The organism is Flavobacterium sp. K5-23 (assembly GCF_023278045.1).
GTDB lineage: Bacteria > Bacteroidota > Bacteroidia > Flavobacteriales > Flavobacteriaceae > Flavobacterium.
Map to the genome: position 1 here is coordinate 2,876,355 of NZ_CP056783.1, position 19,815 is coordinate 2,896,169.

A 19,815-nucleotide genomic window follows, 5' to 3' on the forward strand; every position below is an offset into this window, starting at 1 on the left:
ACTGAATTATATTTATTTTTTTCGCTATTTTAATGATTTTAATGCAAAAATAGACAAATTTACTAGGCTTTAATTGTTAATAATTAAATTATATTTTTATTACTGTATTATGAAAATAGCTAGTTTTTAAGTAAATTTGCAACACTAAGTTATACTTTTCAATTATGATAAAAGAAAAAAACAATACTACTTTGACTTTAGATGATTTCAAGACCGAAGTTTTAAATGACTATAAAATTGCCATAACAAGCAGAGAATGTAGCCTTTTAGGACGTAGGGAAGTATTGACTGGAAAGGCAAAATTCGGGATATTTGGTGACGGAAAAGAAGTCCCACAATTAGCTATGGCAAAAGCCTTCAAAAATGGAGATTTTCGTTCTGGTTACTATCGCGATCAAACTTTCATGATGGCAATAGGTGAATTGACTATACAGCAATTTTTTGCTGGTCTTTATGGTCATACCGATATAAAACACGATCCCATGTCTGCCGGAAGACAAATGGGTGGGCATTTTGCAACACATAGTTTAAACGAAGACGGTTCTTGGAAGAACTTGACAAAACAAAAAAATTCAAGTGCTGATATTTCTCCAACAGCAGGGCAAATGCCGCGTCTACTAGGACTGGCACAAGCTTCTAAAATATACCGACACGTTAAAGGAATTACTATCAAAGATAATTTTTCCGTAAATGGTAATGAAATTGCATGGGGAACAATAGGTAATGCAAGCTCCTCAGAAGGTTTGTTTTTTGAAACTATAAATGCAGCCGGAGTACTTCAAGTACCAATGGTTATCAGTGTTTGGGATGATGAATATGGTATTTCCGTTCACGCAAGACACCAAACAACCAAAGAAAACATTTCGGAAATTCTAAAAGGTTTTCAACGTGATGAAGACAATAAAGGGTACGAAATTCTAAGAGTTAAAGGTTGGGATTATTCTGATTTGATTGCAACTTATGAAAAAGCGGCAATTATTGCACGTGAGCAACACGTTCCTGTATTAATTCACGTCAACCAATTAACACAGCCACAAGGACACTCTACTTCAGGTTCTCATGAAAGATACAAAGACGCTGATCGTTTAGCTTGGGAAAAAGACTTTGATTGCGTCAGACAGATGAAATTATGGATGATCGCAATTAATATTGCGTCAGAAGAAGAGATTAACGCTATAGATCAAAATGCAAAAAAAGAAGTTTTAGAAGGTAAAAAAGCAGCTTGGAACGCATTTATAGAACCAGTTGTTGAAGATCAAAAAGAACTTGTTTCTTTATTGGAAAAAACAGCTTTAAGCAGTAACCATAAAGAGTCTATTCAAAATATAGTCTCGGATTTAAAAAGCATAAAAACTCCTTTAAGAAAAGAGTTACTTATCGCAGCACGTAAAACTTTACGTATTGTTATTAGTGAAAACGGGAAAAATGAATTATCAAACTGGATTACTAATTACATAAACTTAAACCAACCAAGGTTTAGCAGTAATTTACATTCTACTACTGATAAAAATGTGTATTCAGTAAATAAAGTAGATCCGCAGTATGCTGAAAACGCAAAAATAGACACAGATGGCCGAATGATTATCCGTGATAATTTTGACGCTATATTTACAAAATACCCTGAAGTATTAATTTTTGGGGAAGATTCTGGAAACATTGGTGATGTTAACCAAGGTCTAGAAGGAATGCAAGAGAAATACGGGGAACTTCGCGTTGCCGATGTTGGAATTCGTGAAGCCACTATCCTGGGTCAAGGTATTGGTATGGCTTTAAGAGGCTTACGCCCTATCGCAGAGATACAATATTTAGATTATTTATTGTATGCCATCCAGATTATGAGTGATGACTTAGCAACTCTACAATACAGAACAGTAGGAAAGCAAAAAGCGCCGCTTATTATACGTACCAGAGGGCATAGATTAGAAGGGATTTGGCATTCTGGATCTCCTATGGGAATGATCATAAATGCAATTAGAGGTATCCATGTTTTAGTCCCAAGAAATATGGTTCAGGCCGCTGGATTTTACAATTCATTATTAGAATGTGACGAACCCGCTTTGGTTATCGAATGTTTGAATGGATACCGATTAAAAGAAAAAGCACCAATGAATTATGGTGAATTCAAAACACCTATTGGAGTTATTGAAACATTAAAAGAAGGGAATGACATAACACTTGTTTCTTACGGATCTACATTAAGATTAGTGGAACAAGCTGCAAAAGAACTTCTTGATTTTGGTATCGATTGTGAAATCATTGATTTACAATCATTACTTCCGTTTGACATCAACCAAGATATCGTTAAAAGTATTGCTAAAACAAACCGTCTTTTGGTTATCGATGAAGATTTACCAGGAGGAGCTTCGGCTTATATTTTACAACAAATTGTGGAGCAACAAGATGCTTACACTCATTTAGACAGTAAACCCCAAACCTTGACCGCAAAAGCTCACAGACCGGCTTACGGAACGGATGGTGATTATTTCTCTAAACCTTCAGCTGAGGATATATTCGAAAAAGTATATGCTATGATGAATGAGGTAAATCCTGCGAAGTTTCCAAATTTGTATTAGAAATAATTTCAAATAAATATAAATCCCAAGCTTATAGTTTGGGATTTTTTTTATATTAATAAAAATAGTATCTTGTGAATCACTTAATTAGTTAAAATTAAAACAAAATGAAGAAAACAACACTGTTCATAGGAATGCTTTCAATGATTGCTTTTATTTCCTGTAAAAATAAAGAAGAAACTCCTCAACCTACCGAAACAACTATTGAAGTAAATGAACCAGCAATTGAAGAGAGTAAAGATAGTACTTCAATAAGTATCGGAACCGATGGTGTAAATATTAGTACAAAAAAAGGAGCAAATGAAACTAATGTAAAAATTGGTGGAGATGATGCAAAAGTTGAAATTAAGAAATAATTTCAACTTTCTTAATTAAAAATTATAAAGCCAACATCTAATTTAATGTTGGCTTTATATTATTATAGATTTAATAAAAAAAAAAAACGTCTAATGACTACTTTAGAAATACTATTAAAAAACACACAAGACGTTAAAGTAATAGACGCTTCGATTGATTACAAAAACTACACTCCTTTAGATTTATCATCTTCTAATACTGATTTATCGAAGTTAGATCTTGGAAATGCGATCGCATTTGAAGATTATATTGAAAATCACTTGTCTTTAAACCATGCTAAAGTAGCTTATGGAGGATATATAGAAGAACGCAATCTGTATAAGAGAAGTGCTAATTTTAATGATGCAAATGTTGATGAACGCAATATCCATATTGGTTTGGATTTATGGATAAAAGCTGGAACACCAGTTTTAGCAGCATTGGACGGAAAAGTACATAGTTTTAATAATAATTCGGATATAGGCGATTACGGTCCAACTATCATTTTGGAACACAACATTAATGAACATACTTTTTACACCTTATACGGCCATTTATCATTAGAAAGCATCGAGAATATCAAAATTGGAGATTCTTATAAAAAAGGGCAGCTTCTGGCTACTTTAGGAGACGCTAGCGTTAATGGTGACTATTCACCACATCTTCATTTTCAAATTATAAAAAACATAGGTGAGAAATCTGGTGATTATCCGGGAGTTTGCAGTAAAAAAGAGCTGGATTATTATTTAGATAATTGCCCCGACCCTAATTTTTTAGTAAAAATAGAATAAACAACAACCCATTGTCCATAAAAAAGCAATGGGTTTTTTATTAGTTTCAATCGGCCTTATTTTAAATTTATTTTAAGTAAATTTACATAGAATTCCACTTACCTACAATTCACTTACCAACTGTATATCAAAAAGTTGCAAGAATTCAAAATCCCCATTTTTTTTTAATCAAACTAAATCCATTCCAAGTTTTAGGGTGGCCAATTAGTTATAAATAAAAAAACTATGCAATCACTTAACGTCACTCAAAAATTAATCAAAAGTCATCTATTGGAAGGCGAAATGATTCCAGGAACAGAAATAGGATTAAAAATTGACCAAGCCTTGCTTCAAGATGCTACAGGGACTTTGGTCCAACTGGAACTAGAAGCTATGGGGCTTAAAAAGGCCAAAACAGAAGTTGCCGTACAATATGTGGACCACAACCTTTTACAAACCGATTTTAAAAATGCCGATGATCATTTGTTCTTGTTTTCGGCTGCCCAAAAATACGGACTTTGGTATAGTCGCCCAGGAAATGGAGTAAGCCACCCGGTTCATATGGAACGTTTTGGGGTACCCGGGAAAACGCTTATAGGGTCGGACAGCCATTCTTGTGCCGCCGGTTCACTAGGAATGCTAGCCATTGGAACGGGAGGACTAGATGTCGCTGCTGCTATTGCTGGCCAGCCTTATTTTGTAAAAATGCCAAAAGTAATGGGTGTAAAACTCATTGGCAAATTACCTGATTGGGTAAGTGCCAAGGATGTGATACTTGAAATGCTTCGCAGACATAGTGTTAAAGGTGGCGTTGGGAAAATTATTGAGTACTACGGTGAAGGATTAAAGCATCTAAACGCGATGGATCGTCACGTCATAGCCAATATGGGAGCCGAATTAGGCGCGACAACTACCGTGTTCCCTAGCGATGAAGAAACTAAACGCTTCTTGATTTCACAAAATCGAGAAGCCGATTGGATTGAAATAATTGCTGATAAAGACAGTACTTACGACGAATATGAAGAAATTATTTTAGATCAATTGGTGCCTTTGATTGCACTACCTACCAGTCCTGGTAATGTGGTTCCAGTGAGTGAAGTGGCAGGAAAATCAATTAGTCAAGTCGTTATTGGGTCTTCAGCAAATCCCGGATTGAGAGATTTTTGGATTGCAGGAGCTATTGTGAAAGACAAAACCATAAATAGCAATGTCTCGTTTGATGTCAATCCCACTTCCAGACAAATCATTCAAAATATGCTCAAGAACTATACTTTTGCAAATCTAATCACAGCTGGAGCCCGTTTCCACCAGTCGGGATGTATGGGATGCATTGGTATGGGACAAGCTCCTGCTACGGGAACCATAAGTTTAAGAACGATGCCGCGGAATTTTCCAGGAAGGTCAGGAACGGAAGACGACCAGATCTATTTATGCAGCCCTGAAACTGCCGCTGCTTCTGCCCTAACAGGAAAAATTACTGACCCACGGTCATTGGAAGAAATTTACGGAATGAAATACCCTAAGTATGAACATCCTGTACTGGAGATTATAAATACAGATATGCTGGTCGCTCCTTTAAAAGACGGATCAGATATTGAACTCATAAAAGGCCCAAACATAAAATCGATTCCTGAAATCTCACCTCTAAAACAGGATTATCAAGTTTCCGTTTTATTAAAGATGGGAAGCAATGTTTCAACAGATGAAATTCTAAAAGCAGGCGCTGAGGTATTGCCTTTGCGAAGCAATCTGCCTGAAATCAGTAAATATTCTTTTAGTGCTATTGATGATACCTATTATGAAAGAGCATTAAAATCTAAAAAAGAGAATGGAGGACATATTGTCGTTGCTAAAGAAAATTACGCCCAGGGATCCAGTCGAGAACACGCAGCATTAGCTCCAAAATACTTGGGTCAAATAGCTGTAATCGCCCAAAGTTATGCCCGAATAGGCTGGCAGAATCTTGTGAATTTCGGAATTGTTCCTTTAGAATTTATTAGTATTTCTGATTACGATAAAATTGAACAAGGAGACATCGTAACTTTTAAAAATTTAAGAGAGGATGTTATCAATCGAAAAAATATAAAGCTATTGGTAAAAAAAATAAATGGAAAAAATATTGAGTTTGATACCAAACACAGTCTTAGTGACCGCCAAATTAATATTCTTATAAAAGGAGGTATTATTAATGATTTTAAAGATGGAATGTAATTTTGTTTTGCTCAAATAAACCAAAAACCATAAAATGACTTTAATTCCCACGAAAACCAGCTGATTTTATTTAATTATAAAATAATTAACATTTTAAACAAAGAAAACATACTAAAACATATCATATCAGCGTTTTAATTACCCGCAATTCCTTAACATACAATCCTAAAACACGATAAAATGAATAAAATAAGTACTATTATTTCAATTTTTATTCTTGGATTTATGTTGAATTCTTGTAATAACGATGATACAAATGAAGGTTATCCATATGCAATACGAATGACTGATGCACCAGCGCTATATGATGCTGTCTTTGTAGATATAAAAGACATTGAAATTATTGGAGACGGGAAAAGAGTGTATTTGAATGTAAATAAAGGGATTTATAATCTTCTTGATCTTTCTAACGGAAAAAGTACCTTAATTGCAATAGACACATTAGATATAGCTGTAGTTGAACAAATAAGGCTAATTCTTGGGCCTAACAACTCCGTTTTAATAAAAAACACTAAATATCCTCTAAGCACACCTATTGACCAACAATCTGGTTTAAAACTTCAAGTAAATCAAAAGCTACAGCAAGGGTTATTAAATAATGTATTGTTGGATTTTGACGCAAATAAATCAATTGTAACTACTGGAAATGGTGAATTTATATTAAAGCCTGTTATTCGAACAATTGAACCCAAAATAAGTGGTGTTATAAAAGGAAAAATCTCACCTTTAGGTACTCAATCTATAATAGAAGTCAAAGTAAATGGGAATTCTTACTCTACTATAGTAAACGCTCAAGGGAATTTTTTAATTATGGGTCTTCCAGAAGGTAGTTATGAAGTTAGTTTTACACCAAGAATGGATTTTAAGCAGACAATTCTAAACAATATTATAGTTACAAAAGGAAAAACAACTGATATAGGAACAACTAGTTTATGATATTGGTATGTAATCAGTAAGAAATATCTGTTTTTCGAAAAAATTTTGAATACTACATAATAGTTAGAGAGAATTACTTATTTTTACTATTAAAATTTTTATTCAATGACAACTAACGAAAACACTATTAAAAAATTCTATACTGCTTTTGCCAATTTGGAAGCCAATAAAATGGAAGAATGTTACTCCCCAGAAATTAAATTCCGAGATCCAGTATTTGGTTTACTTCAAGGTAATGACGTTTTTGATATGTGGAAAATGTTAGTAAAAAACAGTAATGGCAACTTGAAAATTGAAATTGAAGATATCAAAGCTTATGAATACATCGGGTCAGCTAAATGGACTGCAACCTATTATTTCAGTAAAACCAATAGGAAAGTCACAAACGTAATTCAAGCAAATTTTCATTTTAAGGATGGATTAATTATAAAGCATACCGATCATTTTGATCTTTGGAAATGGACAAGACAAGCATTTGGGTTGTCAGGATTATTATTTGGTTGGACTGGTTTTATGCAGCAAAAAATACAGGATAAAGCATTACTTTCTCTTAAAAAGTATCAAGATTCTAAATTATGATAACTGAAACTTTAAAAAAACTTTTTAACCGGGATCTTATTCAATTAAAATTGGAGATAGAATCCTATCAAAATGAAAGCTTAATTTGGCATTACGAAAAACAAATATCAAATTCAGCAGGTAATTTATGTTTACATCTTGTAGGTAATTTAAATACGTTTATTGGTGCTGTATATGGTAAAACTGGTTATGTTAGAAACCGTGAACTCGAATTCAGTTTAAAAAACCTTCCTAAATCAGAATTGACCAGTAAAATTGAAGATGTCATAATTGTAGTTAACAATGCTTTGAATACTATTTCGGAAGAAGAAATGCAAAAAGAATATCCCCTTACCGTTTTTGAATCCAAAACTTCTACTGAGTTTATGTTGATCCATCTTACCACTCACCTAGCCTATCATCTTGGTCAAATAAATTATCACAGACGTTTATTGGATATAAAATAATTTCAACAATACTTTTATCAACTCCCAATAAATAACATCCGAATAAATTAAAATTCCATCTCTTTTAAACGCTCATTTATTAATGAAAAGGAATAGGCTGTCTTATTTGGCTATTTACCACAAATGATTATCTTGCGACTCCATTTAGAGACATAAAAACTGACCTAAACAAAAAATAATGAAAAAAGTATTACATAAAAAATTAAATGAATTACAAGCAACTGCTATATGTGGAAATGATATTAGTTCATCCTGTCTATATGTATCTGCACTTACAATTATGTATGCTGGCCAGTACGCTTGGATTTCTCTTCTATTAGTTGCAGTGGTACTGTTTTTATTTCGAAAAATATATGGTGAGGTTGTTGGAGCTATTCCGCTTAACGGTGGTGCTTATAACGTATTATTAAATACTTCATCTAAAAGAATGGCATCTCTTGCAGCAACATTAACAGTGTTGTCTTATATGGCCACAGCAGTAATCTCTGCTTCAGAAGGAATGCACTATTTACATGGTATTGCCCCAGCAATTAACATAACCATAGCTACAGTAGTTGTTTTACTTGCTTTTACAGGACTGGCTATTTTAGGAATTGGAGAATCAGCTATTGTTGCTGTTGTAATTTTTATAATTCATTTAACAACATTAAGTGTTTTAGTATTAGCTTCCTCTTGGTTTATTTTTACTAACGGATTAGAAACATTCAATATCAACTGGAGTCTTCCTGTGACTTCTGGCGGAATTATAAATGCATTATTCTTAGGTTTTTCCGCAGCGATGTTAGGAATTTCAGGTTTTGAGAGTTCTGCTAACTTCGTTGAAGAACAAGAAAATGGTGTTTTCCCAAAAACACTACGTAATATGTGGGCCATTGTTAGTTTTTTTAACCCTGTTATTGCTTTATTATTAATTTGTATCATTCCGCTTACTGAAGTTGGAGAACATCAAGAATCACTATTAGCTTATTTAGGACATACAACTGGAGGTTCTTGGTTAGCTTACCTAATTTCTATCGATGCCGTATTAGTATTATGTGGTGCTGTATTAACTTCATTTGTTGGGGTGTCTGGATTATTAAATCGTATGACATTAGACCGTATTTTACCTAACTATTTCTTGAAACAAAACAAGCGTGGGTCTAATTATAGAATTATCATTAGTTTCCTTATATTATGTGTATCTGTTTTATTCGTTACAGCTGGTAATCTAATTGCATTAGCTGGAGTTTACACTTTCTCATTCCTAGCCGTAATGGGGTTATTTGGAATTGGAAATCTATTATTAAAATTCAAACGTAAAAAATTACCAAGGCCTGAAAAAGCTAGAGGAATAGCAGTCGTTTTTGCAGTTTCACTTATCGTTGCAGCCTTTATAGGAAACATTCAATTGAATGTGGACTCATTCTACACCTTTATTAAATACTTAGTTCCGTCTTTACTTTTTATAGCAATTATGCTTAATAGATCATTTCTTATAAAAGTATTGATTGATGCTTTAGAATACTTTTACAAACCTTTACGAAGAATGGTGATTTTTAGCAATCGTTATTTATTGAAAATGAATTTAAAAATCAATTCACAAGAGCTTGTTTTTTTCACTAAAGGAGATGATGTTGCCATTATTAATAAAGTAATGCAATATGTTCAAAATAATGAAACCACTAAGAAATTAAAAATAGTAAACGTAAAACGTGAAGACGAAAACAATGAACTGTTAATAATTGATCTTAAAGTATTAGATCGTGCTTATCCAGAAATTGACATTGAATTTATTGAATTAGAAGGTGTTTTTGGACCTGAAATCATTAATGAATTATCTGAGAAATGGAATATCCCAAAAAACTTTATGTTCATAGGATCTCCTGGTAATCGCTTCTCCTATAGAGTTTCGGAACTAGGTGGTGTCCGATTAATTATGTAACTTTATTTCTTTGCTTTTTTTAAGTATAAAACTAGTTGATATAAAAACTATATATGAAAGAATTATTAAACTATACTTTTTTTCAAGATGGTGACTTTAATATTAAAGTAATTAGCATTTTAAAGCTAATTATCTTTCTTATTGGGACAGGTCTTCTTTTGAAAATCATAAAAAAAACAATTTATAAAATTGATAAAATTGATGCTGCAAAAAAACACTCTATCTATAACTTAGTTAGGTATTTAGTTATTGTAATTTCAATTATCATAGGCTTACAACTATTTGGTTTTAATTTATCAGTACTTGTAGCCGGTTCTGCTGCATTATTAGTTGGTATTGGTTTAGGTCTACAAAATCTTTTTAGTGATTTTGTTTCTGGAATTATACTTTTGGTAGATTCTTCTGTTAAGGTAAATGATGTTATTGAAGCTGATGGACTTATTTGTATTGTAAAAGAAATCAACCTAAGAACAACAACGGTTTTAACTCGTGAGGATAAATACATTATTCTTCCTAATTCTAGCCTAACAACACATCAATTAATAAACTGGACACACAATGACCTTTCTTCAAGGTTTGAGGTTAACGTAGGCGTGGATTATTCATCGGATGTAAACCAAGTGATGCAAGTATTGAAAGAAGCCGTTGACAAGCAAAACGGAGTTCTTAAAGAACCAAATCCTTTTATTCGTTTTACTGACTTTGGTGATTCGTCATTGAATTTCTCAGTTATTTTCTGGTCTGAAGATGTCTTTAGAGTCGAAAATATAAAAAGCGAAATGAGGATTAAAATATTTCAATTGTTCAAAGAAAACAATATTACGATACCATTTCCACAAAGAGTAGTTCACCTTAACAAGTAGAAAAATGGAAGAGCAAATTCAAGAATACCTATACAATCCAACCGTTGGTAAAATTGTTACTTTTCTTGTTGGAGTTGCCATAATTTGGATGGTTATACAAGCTGTTCAAAAAAAACTGTTTTCAAAAATCAAAGACAGTGACAATCGGTATAAGGCCAAAAAGGTCAGCACCTTTGTTGGTTATTTGATTACTGTTATTTTTTTAACAGTTATTTTTAGTGATAAACTAGGAGGTTTTACTGTTGCTTTAGGTGTTGCTGGTGCAGGAATTGCATTTGCTTTACAAGAAGTTATTGCTTCTTTTGCAGGTTGGTTAGCAATTATGTTTGGAGGGTTTTACAATACTGGAGATCGCGTACAATTAGGCGGAATAAAAGGAGATGTAATGGATATTGGGGTTTTAAGGACAACAATTATGGAAACAGGACAATGGGTTGACGGAGATTTATACAATGGAAGAATTGTATTGATTGCTAATAGCTATGTTTTTAAAGAGCCTGTTTTTAATTATTCTGGTGATTTTCCTTTTTTATGGGACGAAATAAAAATCCCAATCCAATATGGTAGTAACTACGATAAAGCCAAAGAAATAATATTGAATGCAGGTATTGAAGTTGCAGGTGATTTAACCGTAAGGTCAAAAGAAAAATGGAAAATCCTTCAAAACAAATACAGACTAGAAGACGCACAAACCGAACCAATGGTTTCCCTAGTTGCCAATGATAATTGGGCCGAATATACACTTCGTTATGTGGTAGGTTATAAAAAAAGAAGGCTAACAAAAACGGCATTATTCTCAAAAATTTTAACGGAAATTGAAACAACAAATGGAGAAGTCAAAATGGCTTCGGCAACATTTCACTTGGTTCAAGCACCTGATTTTAACATTAACATCAATAAACAATAATGGATTTATTTCATCTTTTTTCAATACTGATCGTATTATCGGCAGGATTTGCCTACATCAATTTCAGAATATTAAAACTACCCAATGCCATTGGCTTAATGCTGGTGTCATTAATTTTTTCCTTTTTTATTCTACTGGCAGGTTATTACTTCCCTTCCTTTAAAGAAAACATCGCCTTAAAAATGGACAGCATCAACTTCAGCGAGTTACTTCTTGAGGGAATGTTAAGCTTTATGCTTTTTGCAGGAGCGATTCATATTAAATTCCATGATTTAAACAAAGAAAAACTAAGCATACTACTCTTTTCTACATTTAGTGTCCTTATAAGTACATTTATTATAGGTTTTGCCACTTTTTACCTATTGAATTTTATGGGTATTCAAGTAGAACTTATTCACGCAATGTTATTTGGTGCTTTAATATCTCCAACCGATCCAATTGCCGTTTTAAGCATCTTGAAAAGTGCTGGAGTATCTAAATCATTAGAAACTAAAATCGCAGGAGAATCACTATTTAATGACGGTGTGGCCGTAGTTGTATTCATTACTATCTTAAAATTAGCCAAACCAGGTGCCAATTTAAATATTGGAAGTATTCTAATGTTGTTTGGACAAGAAGCAATAGGAGGTTTAGTTTTAGGTATTATATTGGGCTACATAGGATATAAACTGATTGCTAGTATCGATAATTACCAAGTTGAGGTCTTAATTACTCTAGCTGTTGTTATGGGTGGTTATACATTGGCTCATTATACTCACGTTTCTGGACCATTAGCGATGGTTGCTGCAGGTCTTATAACAGGGAACCACGGAAAAACCCTTGGAATGTCTGATATAACAGCCGAATATGTAGATAAATTCTGGGAACTGATAGACGAAATCTTAAATGCCCTCCTATTTGTATTAATCGGATTGGAATTATTAATTATTCAAACCAATCAAAAAATACTTTTTGCAGCAATTATCATACTCTTTATAACTCTTATTACTAGATACATTTCGGTTTACATTCCGTCGATAGCAGTACGATTAAAAGAGAAAATTACACAAAAAACGATTTTGATTTTAACTTGGGGTGGTCTTAGAGGCGGAATTTCTATTGCACTTGCATTATCCATTAATCCCGAATACAACAAAGATATCTGGGTTACCATTACCTACGTAATTGTTTGCTTTTCTATTTTAGTTCAAGGAATGACAATAGGGAAATTTGCTAAAAAAATGCAATAACAAGAAGAAATCAAACGATAAAATTAGAATCAGAATTACTAAAAAACGGTTTAACAAAACACCTCTTCGTGTTTGTCAAACCGTTTTTATTTGGTCGAAATCAAAGTCCCAAACGGTTTCTTTTTCATACCACAATTGTCCTTGAGAAACCACTAATGGACAGTCAAAATTATTAGTATAAAGAGCACCAGTTCCAAGTCCTTGCGGCATTAAATTTTGTTGCAAAAAGGTCCACTGAGCAATGGCACTCAAGCCAATATTACTTTCCAAAGCAGAGGTAATCCACCATCCTATTTTGTGCTTTTCAGCAAGATCAATCCACTCTTTCGTCCCTTTAAAACCGCCTATAAAACTTGGTTTTAAAATGATGTATTGAGGCATTATTTTCAGTAATAAATTCTCTTTTTCTTCGAATAAAAACACTCCAATCAGCTCTTCGTCCAAAGCAATAGGCAAAGGAGTGATTTTACACAGTTCTGACATCCTGTCAGTATTGTTTTTTTGAATAGGTTGCTCGATACTATGTAGCTTGAATTCAGATAGTTGTGTCATTTTATATAAAGCTTCATTGGAATAGAAAGCGCCATTAGCATCAACCCTTATTTCGACTTGTTCCTCAGTGAAATGTTGTCTAATAAAGGCTAGTAATTGCAATTCTTTATCGAAATCAATAGCGCCAATCTTGAGTTTTATACAATTAAAGCCTTGCGCTAATTTCTCCTCGATTTGTTGCTTCATAAAAGCGGCCTCACCCATCCAGACGAGTCCGTTAATTTGGATTGATTTCTCCCCTTCTGTAAACTCCGAAGGAAACAATAAAAAAGGGTTCTCACTTACCAATGATTGGAAAGCCATTTCGACTCCAAACTGTATCGAAGGGAACTCAATTAAGCCTTCCCAAAGTTGGTCTACACCAAGATGAATATTCTCGCAAGTCCATCGCAATTTCGCTTCATAATCCGGACGATCATCAATACTCAAACCACGAAGAATTCCGCACTCGCCTATTCCTTTTTTACCGTCTTTTTCAAGTACGATAAACCAAGTTTCTTTTTGAGTCATTACACCTCTAGAAGTTCCGGAAGGACGTTTAAAATCAAGAATGTATTTGTGGTAGGTTGCTTTCATTTTTGGCGTCACATTAAAAATTTTTCAACATATAAGTCATAAAAGAAAATTTAAGTTCTGTAGTTTATGATAGGCTATGGCAATTTCGGATAACATTAAAGTTTTAAGAACAAATAAGTCTTTTTTTTACCATATAAGACATATAAGAAAATATAAGTTTTATAGTTTATGATAGATTATTCTCTAAAGATTATGCTTTATAAATATTAGAATCAAATCTAAAATAATCGGTTAAACCTGGATTAACAACTATTAATTGAGGGAGTAATTACTTTTTATTTAGCAAATCAATATACTGATCTCTTAAATACTTATTATAATCTTGAATAAGTATTTCACCACTTTTTAAGTAAAAATATACTGAATCGCTACCTTTTTTTTTGAATACAGTATCTCCAATAGCAATCTTATAATATATTTCGTTACTTACTCTTTCTTCATAATAATCATCAAAGCCAATAAATCTTCCTGCTCTAGGAAAATCGCCTTCTTCTCTCTTTTTAATCACTATCCCATTGAATTCTTTATTACTACTTTCTAAATATTTTTTTTTATTGTACTCTAATGAATTTGACTGATAATACCCTATTACAAAAACTATAATTACAATAGGAATAATTACTAAAAGTAAATTTTTCCTGATTTCAGAATCCTGCTTTTCTAACTCCTTTTCAGTGTTCATACTAAATTTTATAAAATAAATAATTCAAGTTGTATAGTCTGTAAGAAAATTTCAAGACTAACTTCAAATAAAAACTTATATGACTTATATGTTAAAAACTAAGCTAACTACTTCCCTAACAACTTCAAGACTCGGTCAAAATCTCCCGAAGGCAAGCCAGCTTTTTGAAAAATGGCAAAATCTTGTTTGATCTTTTGAGTCCAACTCAGGCTGTCATTGACATTTTGGGATTGGTATTCCTTATATATCAATTTAGCGTTTCTGAATTCATCATTCATTAAATAGGCGTGCGCCAAATTCAATTTTATTAATAACTCCGTATCGTCCAGCTTCTCGCCATCTTTTAGGAATTTAATTGCCTTGCCATACTGTTTAGTTAAGATATAATTATAACCAATGGCATTATAATCGAAAATATTTACCTTTCCTTCATTGATAATTCTTGTATATTGAGTGATAGCACTGCCGTAATCACCCTTTTTTGTAAAATTTGACGCTAGTGTACGATAATCCTCTAAAACACCTTTAGAAACGCCTGTTTCGTCAATACAGCTGTTTCCAAAATCCTTATATGCTTTTGTTTGTTCCATAACAAGCAGTTTTTGGAATTCTTGAAACTTATATTGCTTTTGGATTTTTTCTTCCAGGCAAATGCAAAAATCATCTGAGTTAGCCAGTTTTCTTGCTAGTGCTGATGTTTTACATTGATTGATAATAAATTTTCTGTTTTCAACCGTCCATCCTCTACTTAGTTTTGTATCAACCCACGGCACCACTTCAATAACAATTTTTTGCTTCATAATCCAATTGGTACTTTCGAATCCAAACCATAGATTTGAAGTATTTGACTGCAAACAAGTTGATTTATCTAAGGAAAGTCTTTTGGCATCCTTGCTCACCGGCGTGTTTTGTACCACACAGGCTTTATCACTATTTCCATTTTCTTTATAAGCAGTCGCTAATTCATTAGAAGAAAAAACAGCATAGCGACTTTTATCAGAACCTGAGATTTTTGACAATAAAAAAACCGCCCCAGCTGATCCTTGGGTTATTCCTGTAGGATCCGGAATAGCTTTTAACACTGAAACCAGGCTACCTGCCATTTGTTGATTCTCATCTAGAAGTGTGATTCTATAAATTAACTCGGTTGTACCAATAGGGAAATCATCCGTTTTAACAATGATTCGGTCCCTTGCTGAAACAATAATTTCTTTGGTAGTCGCTCTTTCTTTATCCCAATATCCGTCTTTTTGAGAAAAAGCCGACTGATAAAAAAAGCTAATAAATAGCAGAAAATATATTCTCTTCATAAATTTAATTTCTTAATAACCTAAATCCCTTAGCCCAGATGGACGTGGAAATCCTTTAGTGCCGGTTTTCGGCATTAAAGATTGTAACAAACAGCTGACCCGAGCGAAGCGAACTGACGTAGTAAATAGCTTCAAAAAACTATAATTCTATGGAATCCCCTATTTCTAATAACATTAAGTCTTTTCCTTTGTCGAAAAACTTTTGAATTGCTTGCTTATGATCGATTTCGATATAACCGAAAGTATCGTAATGATACCCTAAAATCTTATCGCAATCCACAAAATCAGAAGCTATTATAGCGTCCTCAACATCCATCGTGAAATTATCCCCAATAGGTAAAATTGCCAAATCAAGTTTTGTTCGCAACGGAATCAACTTCATATCCATAGTCAAAGCAGTATCGCCTGCGATATAGATATTTTTATGCTCGCCTTCAATGACAAAACCACCCGGATTCCCTCCGTAAGCCCCATCAGGAAACGAACTGGAATGCACTGCGTTTACAAATTTCACTTTCCCGAAGTCAAAATTCCAGCTTCCACCGTGATTCATAGGGTGGACTTGAAATCCTTTGGCCCCATAATGACCCGCTATTTCAGCGTTAGAAACAATTATCGCGCCAGTTCTATGTGCAATTGCTTCCACATCTAGAATATGATCTCCGTGGGCGTGTGTCAATAAAATATAATCGGCTTTTAGGGCATTGATATCAATGTGTTCAGCCAATGAATTAGCAGAAATAAATGGATCAATTATCAAATGCTTTCCGCCTACTTTAATCCCAAGACAAGCGTGTCCGTAAAATGTAATTTTCATAATTTTTTATTTTATCTACCTCCTAAAAAAACATTTACAATTATATCCGAGAAAAAGAAAATCATTCCTAAAGCAAGAAGTACAGAAAGTGCAAACGTACTTAAGGCTAATTTTTTCAATTCAGGATCTAATGCCTTAGCATCTTTGTTTTTGAAAACTCTAATTAGGTGGTTTGTTAATGGAATGTATGCCAATAAAAAGATGTACTGGTCAATTTTAAAACTATTTAATGACGCAAAGACTAACACTAATGCCATTGCAAAAGTGATTAAAAAGTAATGGTATAATTTTGCCTTTTTTCCGCCAATTTGCACAACTAGTGTGTTCTTCCCAACTTTCTTGTCGGATTCTTCATCACGCATATTGTTCAAATTCAGAACTCCTACGCTTAGAAAACCAATCGCCATTGCCGGTAAAAAAAGTTCTAAATCCAATTGTTTTGAATATAAAAAATTTACGCCCAATGTACTTACCAATCCGAAAAACACAAATACAAATACATCGCCAAAACCACGGTAACCATAAGCTTTACTTCCTATCGTGTATCGTATGGCTGAAATTATAGCAAGTATTCCCAGTACTAAATAAAACAAGGAGTAATATAAATTAGTATCCGTAAAAGCCACATATATCAGCATTAATGAAGATAACAAAGTCAAAAAGGATGTAATTATTATAGCGCGTTTCATTGCTGCAGGTGAAATTACACCGCTTTGAATGGCGCGCTTAGGCCCAACTCTGTCCTCATTATCGGTTCCTTTCACACCATCGCCGTAATCATTGGCGAAATTAGACAAGATTTGTAACCCTAAAGTTGTAAGCATTGCAAAACCAAAAATCTTCCAGTTAAAAACATCTGTTGGTGTAAGTTCAATATTAGTAGGATTTGCCAAGGCATACATACTTCCTACTATAATCCCGGAAACAGACAAGGGTAATGTTCTTAATCGTGCGGCTTCAATCCAATGTTTCATATTCTTTTTTTAAAATGTTTAATTTGTTTTAATCTCTTTTTCTACATCCAATTACTATCGGATGTTTCTATTTCGTACAACCAAAGGTTGACATATTCTTTTATTTTCGAATAATTCCCAAGCTGAAAAGCAATATTTCCACCGGCAGTATGCAGGGTTATCGAACCAATATCAGCCGTTTTATGCCAAAAAAGCTGTGATGTTGTTATCGCCTGAATTTTACCAGGCTCAATAATTTCATTTTTAATGTCCCAGGCACCGCTTTGCTTTATGATAAAATCATCATTAACGTACAGTCGATTATTTCTAAAAATAAAAAATTGTATCAATCCAACGAAAACAATATACACAAAAACACCTAAACCAAGACTAATTCCCTGTAATTCAATATAACTCCTAAAGAGAAACACTAAAAACAAAGGTAAGCCTATTGTTAGAAAAACCGAAAAACCAAGTTTCCGAAAATTAGGTTCCATTACAACTCCTTTTTCAGGTAATTTACGAAAGAGTAATTTCAAGATCTCATCGCGTTCCTGCTCATTACAACCGGGTATTTCTATTACCGATTTTTGTTCTTCCGCAGATCCACTAGTTGCTTGCTTAATTTTCAGCTCTAAAATATTCATCTTTTTCTGGAAATAATTTCTAGAAACAGACGTGATTTGGACTTTTTCAGGCTTAATAATCGTGTTCTTCGTGTTTAGCAACCCAAAAGAAAGCAATAACGATCCCTTTTGTCTGGTAATTTTATAATCGAAATAACGAAAAACCACTCTTACAATATTCACCATTAAAACAAGGGCTAGTAAAAATAAGGCAATGACTATAATTGTCTGTATTATAATATTCTGATCAACATAATCTTCAAAATTCTCATCTGGAATCAAGTCTTTTCCAGTGATTTTATTAAAATAATCCGAAACGGTAATGACAAAAATCAAAAGTAACGAGATGCTTTTTAGATAATTAGAAGTAATTCCAATTTTCAGCAAACTCAAGAAACTAATTTTAATAACATCAAAGGACTCTGTAGCTTCGTCTACAACTCCATAATCTGCATCTTCAGTGTCTGATTCTAAAGTTGAAGTTTTTATTCTTTTTTCATTTTCTAACAATCGAGATTTTAATTCCAGTGCCAGTTCGTGAGAAATAGCCTTGATAGCACCTTCTTTTTTATTGCTTCCAGCAGTATCAACAGCCAATTCATATACTCCAACTAATTTTTGAAGGAAAGACTGATTGATATTTACTTGTTGGATTTTATTAAGCTGAATAGTGGTTATCGTTTTATTAAAAACACCTTCTGATATAACAAATTCTTCATTTTCATTATCCAATAAAAAGGTGAAATTCAGGTATTGCAGGAAGGATACAATTCCAATAATTACAAAAGTAGCAAAGATCCCCAGAAAGAAATACAACTTATTAACCTCATCAAATTTAAAAAGCCAGACCACCATAACGGGCCATAATGCTTTTGCATATTGCTGAAGAGTGTAAAAAAACAACACTAAAACCCCAATAACAGACTGCCTTTGGGGCTGACTAAAATCAGTACTCATTATAATTGTTTTTGAATTTTACCCATTAATAACTGCTTAATATTCTCGGCTTGTTCTTTTTGTATTCCAGGAATATTTATATCACTCGAGCTCCCTCCGGCTGTAAATATTTCTATAGTCGCCAATTTAAAAAAACGAGAAACCATTCCTTCGTGTAAGGCTACGTGCTGTACTCTATTATACGGAATTACAATAGTATTTGTTGCAATTATTCCATATCTAAAAAGCACATCATGGTTTCTAAAAGCATACCCTTTATTCTTGAAAGATAGAAAGGACATTACTATTAAAAAAATAGTAAAAAGAGGAGATGCAATACCGATAATCAACCATATTTTATTCGAAAATAATTCAGGTTTATTATAAAAAAATCCTCCAATAGCAACTATAACAACTCCAATAAAAATAGCCAGATTGACACACACAACTCCTAAGTATTTAGAATGCAATTTTGAAAACTGCACTTCTTCAAATTTAGGAAGCTGTGTTACATCAATCGTTTCGTTTATAAAATTCTCCATTAGAAATATATGTGGTTTGATCTATTAAAATTACTCGAAATACTCACTAT

General features: G+C 33.1%; 18 protein-coding genes. 11 read left to right on the forward strand and 7 right to left on the reverse strand.

Going from position 1 to position 19,815, the window contains the following annotated elements; translation table 11 throughout:
• Positions 1–164: 164 nt before the first annotated feature.
• The 11 genes from FLAK523_RS12490 to FLAK523_RS12540 all read left to right on the forward strand — a co-directional run bounded on the left by FLAK523_RS12490 (position 165) and on the right by FLAK523_RS12540 (position 12,771).
• Positions 165–2,573, forward strand: a complete 2,409-nt coding sequence (locus FLAK523_RS12490) for a thiamine pyrophosphate-dependent enzyme (RefSeq protein ID WP_248903917.1) — start codon at positions 165–167, stop codon at positions 2,571–2,573.
• A 107-nt stretch (positions 2,574–2,680) separates the two neighbouring features.
• Positions 2,681–2,929, forward strand: a complete 249-nt coding sequence (locus FLAK523_RS12495; protein ID WP_248903919.1) for a hypothetical protein — start codon at positions 2,681–2,683, stop codon at positions 2,927–2,929.
• A gap of 93 nt (positions 2,930–3,022) precedes the next feature.
• The gene (locus FLAK523_RS12500) at positions 3,023–3,700 is read left to right on the forward strand and encodes a peptidoglycan DD-metalloendopeptidase family protein (RefSeq protein ID WP_248903921.1); all 678 of its coding nucleotides are present in this window, start codon (positions 3,023–3,025) and stop codon (positions 3,698–3,700) included.
• 225 nt (positions 3,701–3,925) lie between these two features.
• Positions 3,926–5,890, forward strand: a complete 1,965-nt coding sequence (locus FLAK523_RS12505; RefSeq protein WP_248903923.1) for an aconitate hydratase — start codon at positions 3,926–3,928, stop codon at positions 5,888–5,890.
• Between the two features lie 180 nt (positions 5,891–6,070).
• Complete coding sequence (locus FLAK523_RS12510) at positions 6,071–6,826, forward strand: DUF4382 domain-containing protein (RefSeq protein ID WP_248903925.1); 756 nt, start codon at positions 6,071–6,073, stop codon at positions 6,824–6,826.
• Positions 6,827–6,931: 105 nt separating this feature from the next.
• Entirely contained in the window at positions 6,932–7,405 is a 474-nt protein-coding gene (locus tag FLAK523_RS12515) for a nuclear transport factor 2 family protein (protein WP_248903927.1), read from the forward strand.
• Positions 7,402–7,851 (forward strand): DinB family protein, encoded by a 450-nt coding sequence (locus FLAK523_RS12520; RefSeq protein ID WP_248903929.1) that lies wholly within the window; start codon positions 7,402–7,404, stop codon positions 7,849–7,851. The genes FLAK523_RS12515 and FLAK523_RS12520 overlap by 4 nt, the downstream gene beginning before the upstream one ends.
• Before the next feature lie 178 nt (positions 7,852–8,029).
• A complete protein-coding gene (locus FLAK523_RS12525; protein WP_248903940.1) occupies positions 8,030–9,772 on the forward strand; it encodes an APC family permease in 1,743 nt (580 codons plus the stop codon).
• Positions 9,773–9,825: 53 nt separating this feature from the next.
• The gene (locus FLAK523_RS12530) at positions 9,826–10,635 is read left to right on the forward strand and encodes a mechanosensitive ion channel family protein (RefSeq protein ID WP_248903943.1); all 810 of its coding nucleotides are present in this window, start codon (positions 9,826–9,828) and stop codon (positions 10,633–10,635) included.
• A 4-nt stretch (positions 10,636–10,639) separates the two neighbouring features.
• Entirely contained in the window at positions 10,640–11,542 is a 903-nt protein-coding gene (locus FLAK523_RS12535) for a mechanosensitive ion channel family protein (RefSeq protein WP_248903945.1), read from the forward strand.
• Positions 11,542–12,771, forward strand: coding sequence for a sodium:proton antiporter (locus FLAK523_RS12540; protein WP_248903947.1), 1,230 nt, complete (start codon positions 11,542–11,544; stop codon positions 12,769–12,771). The genes FLAK523_RS12535 and FLAK523_RS12540 overlap by 1 nt, the downstream gene beginning before the upstream one ends.
• A 75-nt stretch (positions 12,772–12,846) precedes the next feature.
• Here the strand turns inward: FLAK523_RS12540 and FLAK523_RS12545 are convergent, their stop codons facing one another.
• The 7 genes from FLAK523_RS12545 to FLAK523_RS12575 form a co-directional block, all read right to left on the reverse strand.
• Positions 12,847–13,899, reverse strand: coding sequence for an o-succinylbenzoate synthase (locus tag FLAK523_RS12545; RefSeq protein ID WP_248903949.1), 1,053 nt, complete (start codon positions 13,897–13,899; stop codon positions 12,847–12,849).
• A 268-nt stretch (positions 13,900–14,167) separates the two neighbouring features.
• A complete protein-coding gene (locus tag FLAK523_RS12550; protein ID WP_248903951.1) occupies positions 14,168–14,581 on the reverse strand; it encodes a hypothetical protein in 414 nt (137 codons plus the stop codon).
• A 107-nt stretch (positions 14,582–14,688) separates the two neighbouring features.
• Positions 14,689–15,891 carry a M48 family metallopeptidase gene (locus FLAK523_RS12555; RefSeq protein WP_248903953.1) on the reverse strand — a complete coding sequence of 401 codons (1,203 nt, stop codon included), beginning with the start codon at positions 15,889–15,891 and terminating at the stop codon, positions 14,689–14,691.
• 139 nt (positions 15,892–16,030) lie between these two features.
• Entirely contained in the window at positions 16,031–16,708 is a 678-nt protein-coding gene (locus tag FLAK523_RS12560; RefSeq protein WP_248903955.1) for a metal-dependent hydrolase, read from the reverse strand.
• An 11-nt stretch (positions 16,709–16,719) separates the two neighbouring features.
• Complete coding sequence (gene menA, locus FLAK523_RS12565; protein ID WP_248903956.1) at positions 16,720–17,682, reverse strand: 1,4-dihydroxy-2-naphthoate octaprenyltransferase; 963 nt, start codon at positions 17,680–17,682, stop codon at positions 16,720–16,722.
• 41 nt (positions 17,683–17,723) lie between these two features.
• Positions 17,724–19,244, reverse strand: a complete 1,521-nt coding sequence (locus FLAK523_RS12570) for a PH domain-containing protein (protein WP_248903958.1) — start codon at positions 19,242–19,244, stop codon at positions 17,724–17,726.
• Entirely contained in the window at positions 19,244–19,765 is a 522-nt protein-coding gene (locus tag FLAK523_RS12575) for a PH domain-containing protein (RefSeq protein WP_248903960.1), read from the reverse strand. The genes FLAK523_RS12570 and FLAK523_RS12575 overlap by 1 nt, the downstream gene beginning before the upstream one ends.
• Between the last annotated feature and the right edge of the window lie 50 nt (positions 19,766–19,815).

Coding starts and splice junctions, on each gene's coding strand:
- FLAK523_RS12560 (WP_248903955.1), bottom strand. CDS start 16,708: ATGAAAATTACATTTTACGGACACGCTTGTCTTGGGATTAAAGTAGGC.
- FLAK523_RS12505 (WP_248903923.1), top strand. CDS start 3,926: ATGCAATCACTTAACGTCACTCAAAAATTAATCAAAAGTCATCTATTG.
- FLAK523_RS12525 (WP_248903940.1), top strand. CDS start 8,030: ATGAAAAAAGTATTACATAAAAAATTAAATGAATTACAAGCAACTGCT.
- FLAK523_RS12520 (WP_248903929.1), top strand. CDS start 7,402: ATGATAACTGAAACTTTAAAAAAACTTTTTAACCGGGATCTTATTCAA.
- FLAK523_RS12535 (WP_248903945.1), top strand. CDS start 10,640: ATGGAAGAGCAAATTCAAGAATACCTATACAATCCAACCGTTGGTAAA.
- FLAK523_RS12510 (WP_248903925.1), top strand. CDS start 6,071: ATGAATAAAATAAGTACTATTATTTCAATTTTTATTCTTGGATTTATG.
- FLAK523_RS12555 (WP_248903953.1), bottom strand. CDS start 15,891: ATGAAGAGAATATATTTTCTGCTATTTATTAGCTTTTTTTATCAGTCG.
- FLAK523_RS12550 (WP_248903951.1), bottom strand. CDS start 14,581: ATGAACACTGAAAAGGAGTTAGAAAAGCAGGATTCTGAAATCAGGAAA.
- FLAK523_RS12570 (WP_248903958.1), bottom strand. CDS start 19,244: ATGAGTACTGATTTTAGTCAGCCCCAAAGGCAGTCTGTTATTGGGGTT.
- FLAK523_RS12500 (WP_248903921.1), top strand. CDS start 3,023: ATGACTACTTTAGAAATACTATTAAAAAACACACAAGACGTTAAAGTA.
- FLAK523_RS12515 (WP_248903927.1), top strand. CDS start 6,932: ATGACAACTAACGAAAACACTATTAAAAAATTCTATACTGCTTTTGCC.
- FLAK523_RS12530 (WP_248903943.1), top strand. CDS start 9,826: ATGAAAGAATTATTAAACTATACTTTTTTTCAAGATGGTGACTTTAAT.
- FLAK523_RS12495 (WP_248903919.1), top strand. CDS start 2,681: ATGAAGAAAACAACACTGTTCATAGGAATGCTTTCAATGATTGCTTTT.
- FLAK523_RS12545 (WP_248903949.1), bottom strand. CDS start 13,899: ATGAAAGCAACCTACCACAAATACATTCTTGATTTTAAACGTCCTTCC.
- menA (WP_248903956.1), bottom strand. CDS start 17,682: ATGAAACATTGGATTGAAGCCGCACGATTAAGAACATTACCCTTGTCT.
- FLAK523_RS12540 (WP_248903947.1), top strand. CDS start 11,542: ATGGATTTATTTCATCTTTTTTCAATACTGATCGTATTATCGGCAGGA.
- FLAK523_RS12490 (WP_248903917.1), top strand. CDS start 165: ATGATAAAAGAAAAAAACAATACTACTTTGACTTTAGATGATTTCAAG.
- FLAK523_RS12575 (WP_248903960.1), bottom strand. CDS start 19,765: ATGGAGAATTTTATAAACGAAACGATTGATGTAACACAGCTTCCTAAA.